The organism is Vibrio profundum (assembly GCF_050337555.1).
GTDB classification, from domain to species: Bacteria; Pseudomonadota; Gammaproteobacteria; order Enterobacterales; family Vibrionaceae; genus Vibrio; species Vibrio profundum.
Genome location: NZ_JAKJTA010000010.1, coordinates 141,447 through 159,415 on the forward strand (window position 1 = coordinate 141,447; position 17,969 = coordinate 159,415).

Here is a 17,969-nt window from a genome sequence, read left to right on the forward strand (position 1 = left end):
AGAAACGAATGGGAACAAAGCTAAAGAAGTTACCTTGGGTGTACTGGTTAGGAGTTGGGTGGCTGTTGGCGGTTGTTGTCACTGCGATTAGCTACCGATCTACTCAAGAAAGTATCCATTCTTTGGAAACATTTAGCCAAAGCATTAGTGAGCTGCAAGGTGTCATTGCCTTCGATAGCCCTTTTCGTATCAAGCATTTAAATAAACTGACTTCCGCCGTGCAAAATGCGTATATTCAGCGCATCAAGCTAGAATCTGAGCGTGATAATGGTTTTTTTCTCCCCGACATAGGCCAACTGCTTTACACCACGGACAGATATATCGAACATGTTCAATCTTTTGTTAAAACCGAAGTCGATGTGTCGAGCCTAGTGAACACCATCACCAATGCGCGGATCAAATATCGAGGACAGGGAAATCTTGAATCGATATATTTTCAGCTGGGTAGCAGCGTGTTAGAAGCACTGTATAGTGGTAATACTGGCAGCCCCGCCGTTTATCGTTTGCTCGACAAAGTGTTTTTGCAATCACAAACCCTTCCTAGTGAGCAAGCCAAAGAGTTACAGCAAATACTTGGCCAGATCTCGAATGTATTGGGTAATTACGCCCAAGGCAATTACTTGGTTGAAAAGCTGCTTAACCATGATATTTATCCGCGTATTACCTCTTTAGAGGCCCAGTATCATGTTCATCAAGAGATCTATCTAAGTCTTATTACTGTTTTAAGCGGTTTATGTTTGTTGGTGATGATGTTTAGTCAAACACAGCAAGCTCGCCACATCACAGTGAGCGAAGTAAGCACTTCGGTGGTTGATGAAGGTAAGGAAGATGACTTAGGTGAAGAAACTCAAACGCCAGCGACAAGAACGGAAGCCCCTAGCAAGGTGCCAAGTATCAACGAAGCCCCTATTTCTGCGCCCAACAATAGTAAACAAAATGCTTTTATGCCGGATTTTGGTCAAGAAAGTGCTACTGAGCCCTCGCCTCCTGAGAAAGTAGAGAACTCAGCCGCTTTACAAAATAATCAGCCCCCGATCAATTTCCAAAAAATGATGGATGCGCTGAACGATGATACTGAGTCCGTAATTCTGCTTCTGAACGTGTTTATTCAAGATCATCACAACGATGCACAGCAATTGGCAGAGCTCATGGGTAAGGATGCAGAGAAAGTGTTGAGGAAAGCACACAGTTTGAAAGGTGTTGCCGCCAGCCTAGGAGCTGAAGCATTACAAGAGTCAGCAGGAGAGGTGGAAAAAGCGTTGAAACACAATGAGACGGTCAGCAACGATATGCTAGAGCGATTGAGCACCGATCTCGATACGGCGATTGATGAAGCCAATCGGTATATTTTAGAGAAGCAAAGCTGATTTTATTGAACGCTGTTTTTTTGCGATCTACTTAACTTGACGTAGCAAATGGCTTTGTGTCTAATATCTTCCTTATTAATTATTACATTTTGATACAATTATGAATAAATTAGCATTAACAGCTCTTTGTGCGGGTTCGTTGCTTTCAGGCTGTGCAACCGTGGTCAATGGCTCTACTGAAGATATGCACGTTGTAGCGACGCCTTCCGATGCGAAAATAACCTTGAGTACCAATAATCATACGTTTGTAGATGTACAAGATGGTGCGATGGATCAGGTGCTTAAACGTGGGAATGGGGTCTTCAAAGGCCGTGATTATGTCCTGAAGGTGAGCAAAAAAGGTTACCAGACTCAGACGGTTAAGCTTAATTCACAGGTTAGTGCTTGGTATGCTGCTGGTAATGTATTAATTTGGCCTGGCTATTTTATCGACCCATTTACAGGTGCTATGTGGACGTTTGACGCAAGCAATGGCCAAGATGTTGATAACCTGAATATCTATCTGCAGGAAAAGGATTCATCGGAGACGGCTCAAGCAAAGGCACCGACTACCCCAGTTCCAGCCCCTCAAGCTAAAGTTCCTTCAGCCCCAGCCCCTCAAGCTAAAGCCCCAACGACTGAAGCTAAAACTAAAAACTAGTTTGTGTTGAAATGACATAAAAAAACGCCTAATTGATGTTAGGCGTTTTTTTATTTCGGTGATTGTTTGCAGAGCAAACCTAAGAGGTAGTCACTGTCTCATTATCCGATACGACAGTTTGTGGTTCTTGCGATTGAGTCTTATCTACAGGGTCGACAAACCAGCCAAAGTAGGACGTAATAATGGTGATAATAATGCAAACAAAGCTGAGCCACATAAATGGTGCGTAAGAGAGCGTAGCAACACCTAGAATACTGGCCATGTAAATGCCGTTATCGCTCCATGGCACCATACCTGAGGTGAGTGTGCCACCAAACTCCGCATTTCGAGATAAGTTCTTGCGTTGATAGCCAAGGCGGTCATAGTTCTTTGCGCAAATCTTTGGCGTTAAAATTAGCGATACATACATCGCTGAGCCAAACACGTTCCCTAGAAAGGCTGTAGCGATTGTGCTGCTTGCCAGTGAGCCAGTTGATTGGATGCGGTGTTCAAATAGGTTGGCAATCGTATCTAACACGCCCACTTTTTCTAACAGGCCACCAAAGCCCAAACCAAATACGATAACGGCAACTGAGCCTAGCATAGAGTACATGCCGCCGCGGTTTAAGATGGCATCGATGAACTTCACGCCGGTATCAATAACTTGTGGTGCCCATGCTGCATGAAAAGCGTTGATAAACGCCATGTGCTGGAAACCTGCCGCCCAGATCATACCGAGCAGCGCACCGAAGCTAATGACTGGGAACGCTGGCATACGCATGGCTAATAGGCCGAGCACGGCCACAACAGGTAAAAAAGAGAGCGGCGTTATCACGAACTGCTGCTGCATCGCTGTCATGACCGAATCCACTTGGGTCATATCCAATTGGCCAGCGTAGTGGAAGCCAAAGGCGGTAAACATGATCCCGGTAATTACATAGCTAATTGATGCGATAGGCAGCATGCCTTTGATGTGTTCCACAACTTCTACGTTGGACATAGAAGAAGCCAAAATAACCGAGTCAGACAACGGAGACATTTTATCACCGAAGTAACAGCCCGATAGTACGGCGCCCGCAGTGATAGGCGCAGGAACACCTAGCCCTTGGCCAATTCCCATCATAGCGATCCCCGCAGTCCCCGCAGAACCCCAAGAGGTGCCAGTCGCGAGCGAGGTAAGTGAACAGATGATCATCGTAGCCAAAAGGAAAATAGAAGGGTGGATAGCTTTCAGACCGTAATAGATGATTGTAGGGACGATGCCCCCGGCAATCCAAGTGCCAACTAAAGCACCAACAGCAAGCAGAATGAGCACTGCGCCCAAACCGTTTGAGATGCCGTGGAGGGCGGATTGCTCTAACTCTTTGTAACTGTGACCCAGTCTAACGCCGAGAAACATGATGATGAACCAGCCAACATACAAAGCAAGTTGAATGGGAAGATCTAACTTGGCTGTGAATGAAAACGCCATGAGTAAGAACAAACCCAAAGAAATGATAACCTGAATCAAACTCGGTAATCGCGGGGTAGTTTGCTTCATTAAAGAACCTCTTATCGAATTATCAGTGAAGAAAATGCTTTCCTCATTAAATGCGGCGAGCACTCTACAACACTCAGGTTAAAATATCGATAAAAAGATTAATTACGTGTATCTATCGCGGTAGGTTCTGTTAAATCGTGGAGTCTATTATTCAGCGAACATCAGTCTAGCGTATGTATCATTTTTAGTTTGAAGGGGTATTCGGTGTGAGTTTATGAGTTTTATAGCGGTATTTTGCCTTGAAAGATGAGCAGACTAGCAATCTCATCACGCTTTGGTATTGTCTTAAATCACGATTGGTTAAGGTGACTGACGATAGACTAGGGCTGTCGATACTCGAGGTGTAACTGAGTTCATATCGGCAGGCTACCCAGCTTGGGTAGGTCTAAAAATTCGAATTGATGGAGTATAGAAATGAAAGTAGGTTTTATTGGTTGGCGTGGCATGGTGGGTTCCGTTTTGATGCAGCGCATGAAAGAAGAGCGGGATTTCGATTTGATAGAGCCTATCTTTTATTCTACCTCTCAATGTGGTCAAGCTGCGCCTGATGTTGGGCAAGGACCCGCTTTCCTACAAGATGCATACGATTATGACAGCCTACAATCTTTGGATGCCGTAGTTACTTGCCAAGGCGGAAGTTACACGCAAGAGGTTTACTCGTCACTGAGGCAGGCGGGCTGGCAGGGATATTGGGTCGATGCAGCGTCCACTTTACGTATGAAAGACGACGCTATTATTGCCCTAGACCCAGTTAACTTGAGTCAGATACAACAAGGGATAGAGAAAGGAATCAAAACGTTTGTTGGCGGTAACTGTACCGTGAGTTTGATGTTGATGGCACTCGGGGGGCTTTACCAACATGGATTGGTGGAGTGGACGAGCGCAATGACTTATCAAGCGGCTTCTGGTGCTGGTGCGAAGAACATGCGTGAGCTGATTCGACAAATGGGAGTGATCAATGATTGCGTCAGTTCAGACTTAGCCAACCCAGCGAGTTCAATACTGAATATTGATCGCAAAGTTGCCGAGACAATACGTTCTTCATCATTTCCAACAGATCAGTTTGGTGTCCCGTTGGCGGGCTCTCTTATCCCTTGGATTGATGTCAAACGCGAGAACGGTCAAAGCAAAGAAGAATGGAAGGCGCAGGTCGAGGCGAATAAAATTTTGGGCCAACAAAATACTCCAGTGCCAATCGATGGTACTTGTGTACGTATCGGCGCGATGCGGTGTCATGCTCAAGCACTGACGATTAAGCTGAAGAAAAATGTGCCGATGGATGAGATTGAGCAGATCATTGCCAGTCATAATGATTGGGTGCAAGTGGTGCCGAACGACAAAGAAGCGACGGCACAGCAGCTATCTCCTGCGAATGTGACGGGAACGTTAGCCATCCCAGTAGGTCGTTTGCGAAAAATGTCGATGGGAGACGATTTCCTTAATGCGTTTACCGTGGGTGACCAGCTTTTATGGGGTGCTGCTGAGCCTTTGAGAAGAACGTTGCGTATTTTACTAGCGTCTAATTAATTTGCAGTAATATCGAAAGTGAGGGAACGAACGCTTGGTGGGTAGTCGCTGAGCGTTCGTTAACTATCTGTCTATCTATTTACGTATGTACTTATCTGGGAGGRGGGGGGGGGAGCTGCTTCCAGTGCTTAACTTAGTGCTTAGTACAGCGGCCCAGTATTAGGCTAACCCCGGTAGAAGGTGTTTCAATCCGACAACTACAAATTGAATGCCTAACGAGCATAAGATCAAACCCATGATCCGTGTGATGACGTTAATCCCCGTTTGCCCCATGAATTTGACAATCAGTGGTGCGGCGCGAAATAGCGCCCAAGTCACGAGGCAGAAAAGTATAATGGTAAGTGTGATGCCCATAGCATCTAAAGTGCTTGGGTAGCGACCGCCATAGACAATAGTTGAACTGATGGCACCGGGACCAGCCATTAAGGGCATGGCGAGAGGGACCACGCCAATTTGTTCTTTATTCGAATATTCAGACTTTTCTTGTTTATTCTGCTTATCTTCACCGAGTTTCCCGCTCATCATTGAAAATGCAATGCTGATCAGTAATAGCCCTCCAGCCACTCGAAAAGAGTCTAAGGAAATGCTGAACATATCTAGCAATACTTGGCCTGCAAATAAGGAAACGACCAGAATGGCAGTGACGGCAAGGTTAGCGGTAAGTGCGGTTTTGTTACGCTCTTCAACGGACATGTGGTTTGTCAACGAGACGAAAACAGGCATTACCCCAATAGGGTTAACGGCGGCGACTAGGCCAAGAAAAAACTGAAGAAATACAGCAAACTCAATAGAAGACATAAGCGGGAATCTAACACCAACGACAATTTCGAAGCGTATTGTATGTCACTTTTGCTTATTCTTCGAGCAGTATCTGGGTGGTGTTTGGTCTTTTATCTTTGATTTACTGCCTCTTGCGCATCGACACGCATGCGCACATCATCCATTTCGATGCAGCTCCTTAATTCATGCAATCGACTGAGCAACTTCATGTTTATTTGTGTCCCCGCTTTGAGGAGGCATCCGCCATTGACAGTGAGGAGATCGTTGACGAGTGTCATGCCTTCCTTGATATCTTCAACGCGCCTTGCGATAAAAAACTTACTGCTCACGTTGCAGACTGGTGTTTTAGACGGGCTTTTTTTCTTCGTTGCCGTTGGCTCAGTCATACATACGTCGGTATTCACTGCTGAGTACAAGTGCTGTTGGTAGAGTTGCCTAGGTTGTGATATCGCGAGCTTTATTTTGTCTTGGGCATTTTTTACCGTGATCGGTTTAACGAGGAAGGAGTCGATCTCCAACGTCATGCAGGTCGACACAGTGGCCGTATCGGAAAGCGATGTTACTGCAATGATATGAGTGTGCGCGGAGCTTTTAGTGCTGCCCATACGGATGGTTTGGATAAGTTCCAGTCCGTTTACTTTGGGCATATTGATATCAGTGATCACTAGGTCAACGCTGTGTTGATTGAGCTTGTCGATTGCGTCGGCCCCGTTTTCAGCTGAGAGAACGTTCTCATAGCCGGAGCGCATCAGCATACCAATGAACGCTTTTCGAGAAAACGGGTGGTCTTCGACAATTAAGATAGTGAATTTCGCTGGATTGAATGCATTCATAAGACCATAACCCTTTATTTGATAATTGAATTTTGTTGCAAATACACCTTGAGCCTATCTAGCTCCTGCTTACCATCCTGAACCCTCTTTTCCAAATATGGCCAGTCTTTTTCAAGTGCAGTATTTTGTAGCTCTTCAAAGGTGAGAGCGATTATGTTGGCCCCAGCAGATCTGGCTGCGCCTTTGGCAGCGTGGGCAAGCTGCTGAAGTCTTTGTTCGTTTAGCTCGTCTAGAGCTTGGGTGATTTCATCTACGTCACTTTGAACAGATTCCCAATAACCTTCTAGTAAGGGGACCACAATTTCGTCATCTGTTGTTCCTATCATGTCGGAAAGAGTCTGCATACAGATAGGGCTGCCTTGTACTTCTTTTACTTCTTCAACATTGTTGGAGTTCTCCGAGGGAGCGTTAGGGCTCTCCTTATCCGACAAGTCTGCTTGGTTTGGGCGAGGTGCTATAGTGAGCCATTTGTTGACGCATGAACCAAGTTTTTTAAGTTCGACGGGTTTAGCTAAGTAATCGTCCATGCCGGATGATAAACACTGATCGGCTGCATCCGCGAGAGCATTAGCCGTGACCGCAATTATTGGGATATGGCCTAGTTGTGGTTCTTGGTGTTCTTGGCTGCGGATGTTATGAGCAAGCTCATAGCCATCCATGACTGGCATGTGACAATCGGTCAAAATTAAATCGAATTGCTTACTTTGCCATAGTTTTAATGCGTCTTGGCCGTGAATGGCCATCTCACAGTCATAGCCCCAATAATTGAGCTGTCGTTTCATGACATCTCTGTTGGTTGGCTGATCATCCACGACGAGAATGAGCCCAGATTTAATCCCAGTTTGGTTGTTAGTATCTAGAGGTTGGTTTTCATGATATTCAAGTTGCTCTAAGCTGCGTCGACCCGTGACAACCGCAATGGCTTGGATAAGCAAGCTAGGCTTATATGGGTTACACGGCAATCTATGTATTCGCTTGTCTCCACTAGGAGACTCGGCGGTTAACCCGCGTACCATGTTGACTTTGTGGTATTCACTACTCAATTCATCGAGCTTTTTGAACTCGCTCTGGCACTGTGCTAGCGAGAAATCAGGCCCTAATAAGATAACGTTGTAGGGTTGGTAATTCATTTCTGCGTATTCCAAAACGGATTGAGCTCGAAGGAATGACGAGACAAACGTCGCTTCACACTCGTATCCTTTTAATGTGGCTTTACAAGCAGAAATAAGCGATTTGTCAGAAGTGATGAATAAAAGTTTGTTCTCTTGCAAATCTTCTGGGTCGCTGTCATGAGGTTGATTTTCGACTTCTATTAACGGGATATTAATGGTGAACGCACTGCCTACGCCATATTCACTCTGCACGCCAATGTCTCCCCCCATAAGCTCAAGTAGGGTTTTGGTGATAGAGAGGCCAAGACCTGTTCCGCCAAATAAGCGAGTGGTACTGGTATCTGCTTGAGTAAAGGCGTTAAAAAGCTTCAGCATTTGCTCGTCGGTCATGCCAATGCCGTTGTCTTCGACGACTATTTCAATTTGATTACCTTCATTGCCAGCTTTTAAGTTGGCATGAATAGATACCCTCCCTCGATCGCCATTCTGGTTATCGGTAAACTTCACGGCGTTACCGACAAGATTGAGAAGAATTTGGCTAAGACGTACGCTGTCACTCGTGATTACTTTCGGTAGATCCGCGCCGTAAGCCGAGTATAGCTCGATGCCTTTTTTCTCAGCTTGTAATCCGAGAACGTCAAGTGTTCGCTCTATCACCATAGGCAATTCCACTGGTACATTTTCTAACGACATTTGCCCCGCTTCAATTTTAGAGAAATCTAAAATGTCATTGATAATGTGTAGTAGCGTTAACGCTGAATCTTTAATGGTTTTGACCATACTGTGTTGATCAAGGGATAACTCACTCTCATCTAGCAAGCTCAACATCCCGACTACGCCATTCATCGGCGTACGGATCTCATGACTCATGTTAGCTAGAAACATTGATTTGGCTTCGCTGGCTGCCTGTGCAATTTCGCTTTCGTGTCGCAGAAACTCTTGGGCGTTTTTTTCCTTGGTAATGTCAATGTTGACACCACCCATGCCGATGGGAGTATCGGAATCCGCGTCGAAGACAATATCGGCTGCGGCTCTTATCCAGCGTACTTCTCCAAACGGGAGCTGAATTCGAAACTCGGCATTGAATTGAGTGAGGTTTTCCCTTGCGTCTTGCAACGACTGTTCGACTTGATCTACGTCTTCGGGGACGACGCAGTTTTTCCACATGTCATAGTTTTCTTCTACTAGACCAGGTGCAACATCATATATTTCATACATACGTTCATCCCAGTCCACCTGATCGGTGAGAAAGTCCCAATTCCAGATCCCGATCCCCCCTGAGTTTGTTGCAAGGTTTAAGCGTGTTACGGTTTCCTGAAGCTCAATTTGACTACGTTGGAGCTCTTTTTCCGTCATTTTATAGGTACTGAGATCTCGTAGAATAAGTACGATAAAAGGCTGCGCATTAATTTGAACCTTTCTCACATAGCCGACTAATGGGATGTTTTCTCGGTTGCTTTTAATACCGACTAGGCCAGTCAATTCTACTTCTTTGTTAGAAGAGCCTGCATCCGTCTTGAGCAGGTTGATATCGAGATTATTCACTAAGTCATTTAAGTTTGTACTGCATAGAGTGTCGATATCGTAGCCAAATAATTCGGTACTTGGACTGTTGGCATTGATGATTGTTTGATTGCAGTCTATTAGCAACATGGTATCGAGTGCGTCTTCGAACATAGCTTGGATATGTGACTCGTACTCAGCAATTTGGCTGGCTTGAAGAGAGAGAGACTGTTGTAGTTGGTCGTGAGTTTGATTGAGTTCGGAGAAGGTCTGCTTGACGTGGGTGAGATCTTTATGAGTGAGCATCAAATGTGTGGTGTGGCCTTCTAGATTCAGAATCGGCTCAATTTGTATACCTAGCCAGCGGAGAGGCTTGGGATCGTGCGTTAAAGGCATATCAACACAAGCAGATCGATTGAGCTCTGTTACTTGCTTGATACTCTCGAAATTCTTCTCGGAAAAGTATTTTTGGTAAAATGGGTAAAGCTCTTTACCTTGGATATGATCCTCATCACTTTGTAGGTGAAGCAGGTCGTACATAGCTTGGTTGCAATATTGGATTGTTGCTACGTCTTTCTTTACCACACAGAGCACAATGCCATCTTGACTGGAATCGATGAGGCATTGCCGTAGCACCGATTCGGAAAAAGCGGACTCACCTTTAGGTGAAAATAATTTTTTTACCCCAGTGGTTATTGATGTCCACATGTTAGCCAGCCTTCTTTTTACCTAAAGTAGTTCACTCAATTGAATAGGTATATGCAACAAATACACTAAGTGTAGGATGTATTTGGTTGGGGTAAAGAAATTAGTAGCATGACAAGGTTGACTTAGATCAAAGAACTCTCGTGAGCTTAGGCGTACTGTTTTCACAACGTTAAGGCCGTTTACTAAGTTGCTGGTTATTTGAGTTCGAATAGCGTGTTTAGTAAAGGTTTTAAGTATTTTTCATAATTTAGGAGATTGACTATGCCTGTAACCAATTTGGCGGAACTAGATACTCTCGTCGCTCGTGTTAAAGCGGCTCAAGTTGAGTTTGCTAGCTTCTCGCAAGAGCAAGTCGATAAAATTTTCCGGGCAGCATCACTGGCTGCAAACCAAGCACGTATTCCTTTAGCGCAGCAAGCCGTTGCTGAAACAGGTATGGGTGTGGTTGAAGACAAAGTAATCAAGAACCACTTTGCTTCGGAGTATATTTACAATAAGTACAAAGATGACCAGACCTGCGGCATATTAGAAGAAAATGAGAGTCTGGGTACAATGACGATTGCTGAGCCTGTCGGCGTCATCTGCGGCATAGTGCCAACCACGAACCCAACATCAACCGCTGTTTTCAAATCACTTATCTCTTTAAAAACACGTAACGGTATTATTTTCTCTCCGCACCCAAGAGCAAAACATTCAACCAACGATGCAGCGAAATTGGTTTTGGAAGCCGCTATCGCAGCTGGTGCGCCAAAAGATATTATTGGCTGGATTGATGAGCCTTCTGTCGAACTGTCTAACGCCTTGATGAAACATGATGGTATTGCTTTAATTTTGGCAACTGGCGGCCCGAGTATGGTGAAGGCGGCTTATTCTTCAGGCAAGCCTGCGATTGGGGTAGGTGCGGGTAACGTTCCAGTTGTCATCGACGAAACTGCTGATATCAAGCGTGCGGTGGCATCCGTGTTAATGTCAAAAACGTTTGATAATGGTGTGGTTTGCGCGTCTGAGCAAGGCGTTATCGTTATGAACGAAGTCTATGACGAGGTCAAAGCGCGCTTTGCTTCGCATAAAGCGTATGTATTGAGTGAGAAAGATGCTGAAAAAGTTCGCGCGATTCTTTTAATTAACGGTGCATTGAATTCAAAAATTGTTGGTCAGCCTGCGACAGCGATTGCTGAAATGGCGGGTGTATCTGTGCCAAGTGATACCAAAGTGTTGATTGGTGAAGGTTTAGAGAAAGTCAGCTACGACGATGCTTTTGCGCATGAAAAGCTCTCTCCAACTCTCGGTATGTTCCGTGCAGACAGTTTTGAAGATGCCGTCGAACAAGCAGAAAAAATGGTAGAGTTTGGTGGTATTGGTCATACGTCCGGCCTGTACACTAACCAAGACGTGAATAAAGATCGCATTCGCTATTTTGGCGAGAAAATGAAAACAGCGCGTATTTTGATCAACATTCCCACCACTCATGGCGGTATTGGTGATTTGTATAACTTCAACGTCGCACCATCGCTAACGCTAGGTTGTGGCTCTTGGGGAGGCAACTCTATTTCAGAGAACGTTGGCCCAAAACACCTTATTAATAAGAAGACAGTGGCAAAGCGCGCCGAAAATATGCTTTGGCATAAGCTACCTCAGTCTATTTATTTTCGCCGCGGCAGTTTGCCAATCGCGCTGAGTGATTTGGAAGGCAAAAAGCGCGCGTTTCTCGTGACCGACCGATTTTTATTTAATAACGGTTATGCCGATGAAGTCGTCAGTATTTTGAAATCGCAAGGCATGGAAGTACAAACTTTCTTTGATGTGGAGGCAGATCCAACGCTTTCAGTGGTAGAGAAAGGTGCGGAAGCGATGAAGAGTTTTCAACCTGACGTTATCTTAGCGCTTGGTGGCGGCTCACCGATGGATGCGGCGAAAATTATGTGGGTGATGTACGAGCACCCAGAAACGCACTTTGCTGAGTTAGCAATGCGCTTTATGGATATCCGTAAACGTATTTACAAGTTTCCTAAAATGGGAGAGAAAGCGGATTTGGTGTGTATCACCACTACGTCTGGTACTGGTTCTGAGGTGACGCCGTTTGCGGTTGTAACCGATGACGAGACAGGGGCGAAGTATCCGTTAGCGGATTATGCTCTCACTCCCAATATGGCCATTGTCGATGCTGATTTAGTGATGAATATGCCAAAATCACTCACCGCTTTTGGTGGATATGATGCGGTGACTCACGCGCTCGAAGCTTACGTCTCTGTGCTCGCTACGGAATATTCAGATGGCCAAGCGCTGCAAGCGTTAAAAATGCTTAAAGAGTATCTACCTTCTAGCTACGCCAACGGTGCCAATGACCCAATTGCACGTGAGAAGGTCCATAACGCGGCGACAATAGCGGGTATTGCATTCGCCAATGCGTTCTTAGGCGTGTGTCACTCTATGGCGCATAAAATCGGGGCTGAGTTCCATATCGCTCATGGCCTTGCCAATGCGCTTCTGATCTCTAACGTGGTACGTTACAACGCTAACGACAATCCAACGAAACAGACCGCTTTCTCACAATATGACCGCCCACAGGCACGTCGCCGTTACGCTGAAGTGGCTGAGCATCTAGGGCTATGTAAGCCACAAGATCGTACGGCGAAGAAAATTGAAAACTTGCTTGCTTGGCTCGATGAGCTAAAACAAGACTTGAATATCCCAATGTCTATTCAGGCAGCAGGGGTAACAGAAGCAGACTTTTTAGCCAAAATTGATGAGTTAGCTGTTGAAGCGTTTGATGACCAATGTACAGGCGCAAACCCTCGCTATCCATTGATTAGCGAATTGAAAGAGCTACTTCTGACTTCATACTATGGCCGACCTTATGTCGAAGGTGAAACGGTCGCTGGAACGAGTGTTATTTTGAAAAAAAATGATCAAAAACCAGTGGAGATCGTCGGGAAGAAACCAGCAGTCACAGCGAAGAAGGAAAAAGCGGAAGCTTAACCAGTCGAGTACCAAATATATCGAGTAATAAATATATCGAGTAATAAAGATTAATAAGGGCCTCCATGTGAGGCCCTTATTGTTTACTGGAGTCTAGCGATATCTGAGGCTAGATTGGTATCTCTAGAGTCATCGTTTAGTGGCGAACAGTGGCCAATGCCATCATTCGCGGTATTAAGGTTCTACCGCTTTAGCCAGCTAACTCATCGGTAGCTACTTTGTAGATAGGGTCTTCTTTCACGTTTATCTCAACTAAGCTACCGGCCTTGTGCAGTAGCGCTCGGCAGTCTTGACTTAAGTGACGTAAATGCAGAGTTTTACCAAGGGCATTATAGCGTTCAGCCAAAGTTTCAATGGCTTCGATAGCTGAGTGGTCGGAAACGCGTGAGTTGGCAAAGTCGATAATGACATCACTAGGGTCGTTGCTTGAGTCGAAAAGTTCAAGGAAGTTAGCCGATGAACTAAAGAAAATAGGACCGTTGATCAGATATTCTTTCGAACCTTCTTCATTAATTTTCGTTGTCGCGTTGATGTGCTTCGCGTGATCCCATGCAAACATCAGGGCAGAAACGACCACTCCGACGCCAACTGCAATCGCTAAGTCAGTCATGACAGTAACAGCGGTAACTAAGACAATTAAGAAAAAATCTTTTTTCGGAACTCTGCGAGCAAGTTTGAAGGTTGCCCATTCAAACGTGCCAATGACAACCATAAACATCACACCAATGAGTGCGGCGACTGGGATCATTTCAATCAGATTCGAGGTGAATAGAATGAAGCACAGTAGTGCCCCTGCCGCGACGATACCAGAAAGACGACCTCGGCCTCCTGATTTCACGTTGATCATGGATTGACCAATCATTGCACAGCCACCCATAGCGCCAAAGACAGAGCAGGTAACGTTGGCAAGGCCTTGACCCACACACTCTCGGTTTGATTTGCCACGAGTGCCGGTAATTTCGTCGACAACGGTAAGCGTTAGTAAGGATTCAATCAGGCCGACAGCAGCAAGAATGACGGCGTACGGGAGGATGATGGTTAAGGTGTGCAGGTCGAACGGTACAGAAGGTATAGAAAAAGTCGGTAGATCTCCCGCTAGCGTGGCTGCTGGATTTCCCGACATAGAGCGAACAAAATCAACCACAGTACGTGTATCTAGACCAAAGACTTGCGCGAGGAGGGTAACCGTGATGATCGCCGCTAATGAGGACGGGATCGCGGTAGTGATTTTGGGCAGGATAACGATGATGGCCATGGTTAATGCAACGAGGCCAAGCATGATTATGACTTGACCCTGAGGTAGCCAAGTGGCAATGCCTTCGAGGTTTGGTGTTTTAAATAGGTTCAGCTGTGACAAGAAAATCACGATGGCTAAGCCATTAACGAATCCAATCATAACCGGATGGGGAACCATACGGATAAACTTACCGAGTTTAAATACCCCAGCGGCCATCTGTAAGATACCAGTCAGCAGTATGGTGGCAAAGAGGTATTGAACGCCATGAGTCGCCACTAGGCTCACCATGACAACAGCCATAGAGCCCGTCGCCCCTGAAATCATGCCTGGGCGGCCACCAAAAGTTGAGGTGATAAAGCCTACGATAAAGGCAGCGTATAGGCCCACCATAGGGTCTACACCGGCGACAAAAGCAAATGCTACCGCTTCTGGAACTAACGCCAGCGCTACCGTGAGGCCGGACAGAACATCATTTTTTATTGATTGCCGTGAAAATTGTGAAAATTCGAACATGTGATGGAGTCTTACCTAAAATTTAAATGATTAAGGCAGCAACTAGCTATTTCCCCAAGTGCTAATGCAAGCAACGGGCTCATCGTGCAGCCTAGATACAAAAATAAGTGTTACAACTAAAATTAGTTTTATAACTATAGAACAAAAGGGTCACTGCTGAGAGTGACCCTTTTAAATGGTAGCTAAATGGTGGGGTTACAACGAAGGTGGCGATGCCATATCAGAGCCTGCCTGACTGCGTGCCACTTGGCTGCCAGCGCCTTTCGCGCTATAACGTTGAGCTTTAAACGGCGCCGCAACGACTTGGATTTCTTTTATCTCTTGAGGTCCAGGTGCTTTTGCCATTGGTGAAGACGCGTGAGCTTGTACTGCAATCACGATTTCAGATACTTCAACTTCATCCGGTGTTTTAGTTTCCGGTTCAGGTTGTGGTGTTTCTGATTTATCTTCCTGCTGCTGAGTATTGGCCTGCGCTACAGGAGCGGGTTGTGCTTTTTGTTGAGGCTGCTCAACGGTTACAGGCTGCACGGCTTCAACTTTCTTCTCAGCAGCCACTTCAGCTGGCTGAGTCGAAGGAGCGATGACCTTGTCTGTTGCCATTTCAGGGATTGTAACACTAGTGGCAGGTAATGCGATCTCAGCAGTTGTATCAGCTTGAGGTGCCGGCTTATCTACTGGTTTGTCGGTTGGTTTGGTAATGCCGTAGCTTGGCATTACTTTACCCATTGCCATCTCAGGAGAGGCAACACCGCCTTTACGTAGACGGAACGGGTTAGGGCGACGATCGCGTCCGCGACGACGGCGTTGACCATTTGCACGCAAATGACGAGGTGAGCGACGGTTACGACGTTGCTTATTGTCGTCTGACTTAGACTCAACAGCTGTGTTTTCTGTATCAGCTTGAGGAGCAGCTTCCACTTGCTCGGTCATAGCTTCGACATGCTGTGGTTTAGCTTCAGTCGGCTTATTTTCGATGGAGGCATCTTGAACTCGAATTTGCTTCGTCAATTGACGACGCTGGCGACGTTCTTTGACTTTTGCAGTTTTCACTTCTGGCGCTTGATTGCGGTTATCGACATTACCTTGGTCGACGTTACCTTGATCAACTTGTGCGTCAGCCGCGAGTTGCAGACCTTCTTCCGCCAATTTGGTGGTTTTTACGTCATCTCGCTTGTTACGACGGTCGTTTTTCGGCTTACGATTTTGCGGCTTGTTAATCTTGTCCGCAGTGTTGTTTTGGTTTTGTGTGCCGCGATCATCGCGATCATCGCGATTAGCGTGTTTGCGTTCTTGGTTCTTGTCTTTGTTGTTACCGTCTTGTCCAGCATTGCGACGACGTTGGTCGTTGCGGTCGTTGCGGTCACGGTCATTACGATCGTTACGGTTATTGCGGCGTGGACGGTTGTTTGAAGAGCGAGCCTGCTTAGGTTTTTCTGTAGGTTTGATTTCTTCAGGTTTTACTTCAACTTCTGCTTGGCTTTCACCGAAAAACAATGTGCCTAGAGCTTTAAATAAGCGGCTGAATAGACCTGGTTTTGCAGTGGGTACATTTACAGCGGCCACTTCAGGGGCTTTGACTACTGGCGCAGGCTTTGGTGCTGACTGAGCAGGTGAGGCAAAACCTTGGAGTGCAGGCTCTTCGATTTTCTTCGCTTTTATTTCAGGCTCGACAATTTCTTTACCTTCCGCTTCTTTTAGCGACTCCAGCTTACGTGGAACTAGGTATGAAAGAAGGTCGAACTCTTCACCTTCTCGAACACGGATAACTTCGAAATGCGGAGTTTCCATATCAGAGTTTGGAACAATCGTGATTTTAACGTCTTGACTGCGTTCGATATGGTTAACTGAACGGCGTTTTTCGTTGAGAAGGTAAGAAGCGATAGGCACAGGAACGACAGCCAACACTTGCGCAGTATTGTCTTTCAGGGCCTCTTCTTCTATTAGGCGAAGAACAGATAGGGCAAGAGACTCATTGTCACGAACAACACCAGTACCCGTACAGCGTGGGCAAATATGGTGGCTTGCTTCGGCTAATGATGGGCTGAGTCGCTGGCGAGACATTTCTAAAAGGCCAAAGCGTGAAATTCGACCGATTTGTACGCGAGCTCGATCTAAACGAACTGAATCTTTCAGTTTGTTTTCTACTTCTCTTTGGTGGCGAATTGGAGTCATATCGATAAAGTCGATAACGACTAGACCACCTAAGTCGCGAAGACGTAGCTGACGAGCGATTTCTTCGGCGGCTTCAAGGTTAGTATTTAACGCCGTTTCTTCAATGTCACTGCCTTTTGTCGCTCTAGCAGAGTTGATATCAATAGACGTTAAGGCTTCGGTTGGGTCAATAACAATTGAACCACCAGATGGTAAGCGCACTTCGCGTTGGAAAGCGGACTCGATTTGGCTTTCGATTTGGTAGTGGCTAAACAGTGGCACTTCACCCGTGTATTTCTTCACCCGACTAACAAAATCAGGGCGAACCAAACGGATGTGTTCTAATGCACGTTCGTAAATGGTATTGCTGTCAATCAGGATTTCACCGATATCACGGCGCAAGTAATCACGAATTGCGCGAACAATAACATTACTTTCTTGGTGAATTAGGAAAGGTGCATTGTTGGAATCAGACGCTTGTTTGATCGCTCCCCAATGGTTCAATAGAACGTTTAAATCCCACTCTAGCTCTTCAGCACTTTTACCAACACCCGCGGTGCGGACGATAAGTCCCATACCTTGTGGCAGCTCAAGTGTGCTTAGTGCAGCTTTAAGTTGAGTACGTTCTTCACCTTCGATACGGCGCGAAATGCCGCCAGCACGAGGGTTGTTTGGCATCAGTACCAAATAACTTCCCGCTAACGAGATAAACGTTGTTAAAGCAGCGCCTTTGCTGCCGCGTTCTTCTTTTTCAACTTGTACAATTACTTCTTGACCTTCTGATAGCACTTCTTTGATGCTTGGACGGCCTTGATAAGTGTAACCTTGAGGGAAGTATTCGCGGGCAATTTCTTTTAGAGGAAGGAAACCATGTCTGTCAGCACCGTAATCAACAAAAGCGGCTTCTAGGCTTGGTTCTATGCGGGTAATGCGCCCTTTATAAATATTGGCTTTCTTGGATTCGTGTCCAGGGCTTTCGATATCAAGGTCAAATAGTTTTTGGCCATCAACCAAAGCCACACGCAACTCTTCTTTTTGAGTTGCGTTAATTAACATTCTCTTCATTAGAATTCTCGTAATATTTTCATTGTCTAATTTAT

General features: G+C 45.8%; 10 protein-coding genes. 4 read left to right on the top strand and 6 right to left on the bottom strand.

The genetic code is table 11. The annotated features are described in order from the left end of the window. The first annotated feature begins 8 nt into the window (after positions 1-8). Both L4C34_RS11400 and L4C34_RS11405 read left to right on the top strand, forming a co-directional pair. Complete coding sequence (locus L4C34_RS11400) at positions 9-1,367, top strand: Hpt domain-containing protein (RefSeq protein WP_428789458.1); 1,359 nt, start codon at positions 9-11, stop codon at positions 1,365-1,367. 100 nt (positions 1,368-1,467) lie between these two features. After that, positions 1,468-2,007 carry a hypothetical protein gene (locus L4C34_RS11405; protein WP_428789459.1) on the top strand — a complete coding sequence of 180 codons (540 nt, stop codon included), beginning with the start codon at positions 1,468-1,470 and terminating at the stop codon, positions 2,005-2,007. Between the two features lie 79 nt (positions 2,008-2,086). On the opposite strand, the gene nhaC is transcribed toward L4C34_RS11405, so the two are convergent. Beyond that, entirely contained in the window at positions 2,087-3,526 is a 1,440-nt protein-coding gene (nhaC, locus tag L4C34_RS11410) for a Na+/H+ antiporter NhaC (RefSeq protein WP_428789460.1), read from the bottom strand. A 414-nt stretch (positions 3,527-3,940) separates the two neighbouring features. Here nhaC and asd point away from each other — a divergent pair, with 414 nt between their 5' ends. Beyond that, the gene (gene asd, locus L4C34_RS11415; RefSeq protein WP_428789461.1) at positions 3,941-5,053 is read left to right on the top strand and encodes an aspartate-semialdehyde dehydrogenase; all 1,113 of its coding nucleotides are present in this window, start codon (positions 3,941-3,943) and stop codon (positions 5,051-5,053) included. A 159-nt stretch (positions 5,054-5,212) separates the two neighbouring features. Here the strand turns inward: asd and L4C34_RS11420 are convergent, their stop codons facing one another. The 3 genes from L4C34_RS11420 to L4C34_RS11430 all read right to left on the bottom strand — a co-directional run bounded on the left by L4C34_RS11420 (position 5,213) and on the right by L4C34_RS11430 (position 9,989). Then, positions 5,213-5,851 carry a YchE family NAAT transporter gene (locus L4C34_RS11420; protein ID WP_428789462.1) on the bottom strand — a complete coding sequence of 213 codons (639 nt, stop codon included), beginning with the start codon at positions 5,849-5,851 and terminating at the stop codon, positions 5,213-5,215. Between the two features lie 92 nt (positions 5,852-5,943). Then, entirely contained in the window at positions 5,944-6,666 is a 723-nt protein-coding gene (locus L4C34_RS11425; RefSeq protein WP_428789463.1) for a response regulator, read from the bottom strand. Between the two features lie 14 nt (positions 6,667-6,680). After that, positions 6,681-9,989 carry an ATP-binding protein gene (locus L4C34_RS11430; RefSeq protein ID WP_428789464.1) on the bottom strand — a complete coding sequence of 1,103 codons (3,309 nt, stop codon included), beginning with the start codon at positions 9,987-9,989 and terminating at the stop codon, positions 6,681-6,683. A 261-nt stretch (positions 9,990-10,250) separates the two neighbouring features. Between L4C34_RS11430 and adhE the strand changes: the two genes are divergently transcribed. Then, positions 10,251-12,968, top strand: a complete 2,718-nt coding sequence (gene adhE, locus L4C34_RS11435; protein ID WP_428789465.1) for a bifunctional acetaldehyde-CoA/alcohol dehydrogenase — start codon at positions 10,251-10,253, stop codon at positions 12,966-12,968. A gap of 190 nt (positions 12,969-13,158) precedes the next feature. On the opposite strand, the gene L4C34_RS11440 is transcribed toward adhE, so the two are convergent. Together L4C34_RS11440 and rne are read right to left on the bottom strand one after the other, a co-directional pair. After that, positions 13,159-14,718: a SulP family inorganic anion transporter gene (locus L4C34_RS11440; RefSeq protein WP_428789466.1), complete on the bottom strand. Its 1,560-nt coding sequence runs from the start codon at positions 14,716-14,718 to the stop codon at positions 13,159-13,161. A 195-nt stretch (positions 14,719-14,913) separates the two neighbouring features. Beyond that, complete coding sequence (rne, locus tag L4C34_RS11445) at positions 14,914-17,934, bottom strand: ribonuclease E (RefSeq protein ID WP_428789467.1); 3,021 nt, start codon at positions 17,932-17,934, stop codon at positions 14,914-14,916. Positions 17,935-17,969 lie beyond the last annotated feature (35 nt).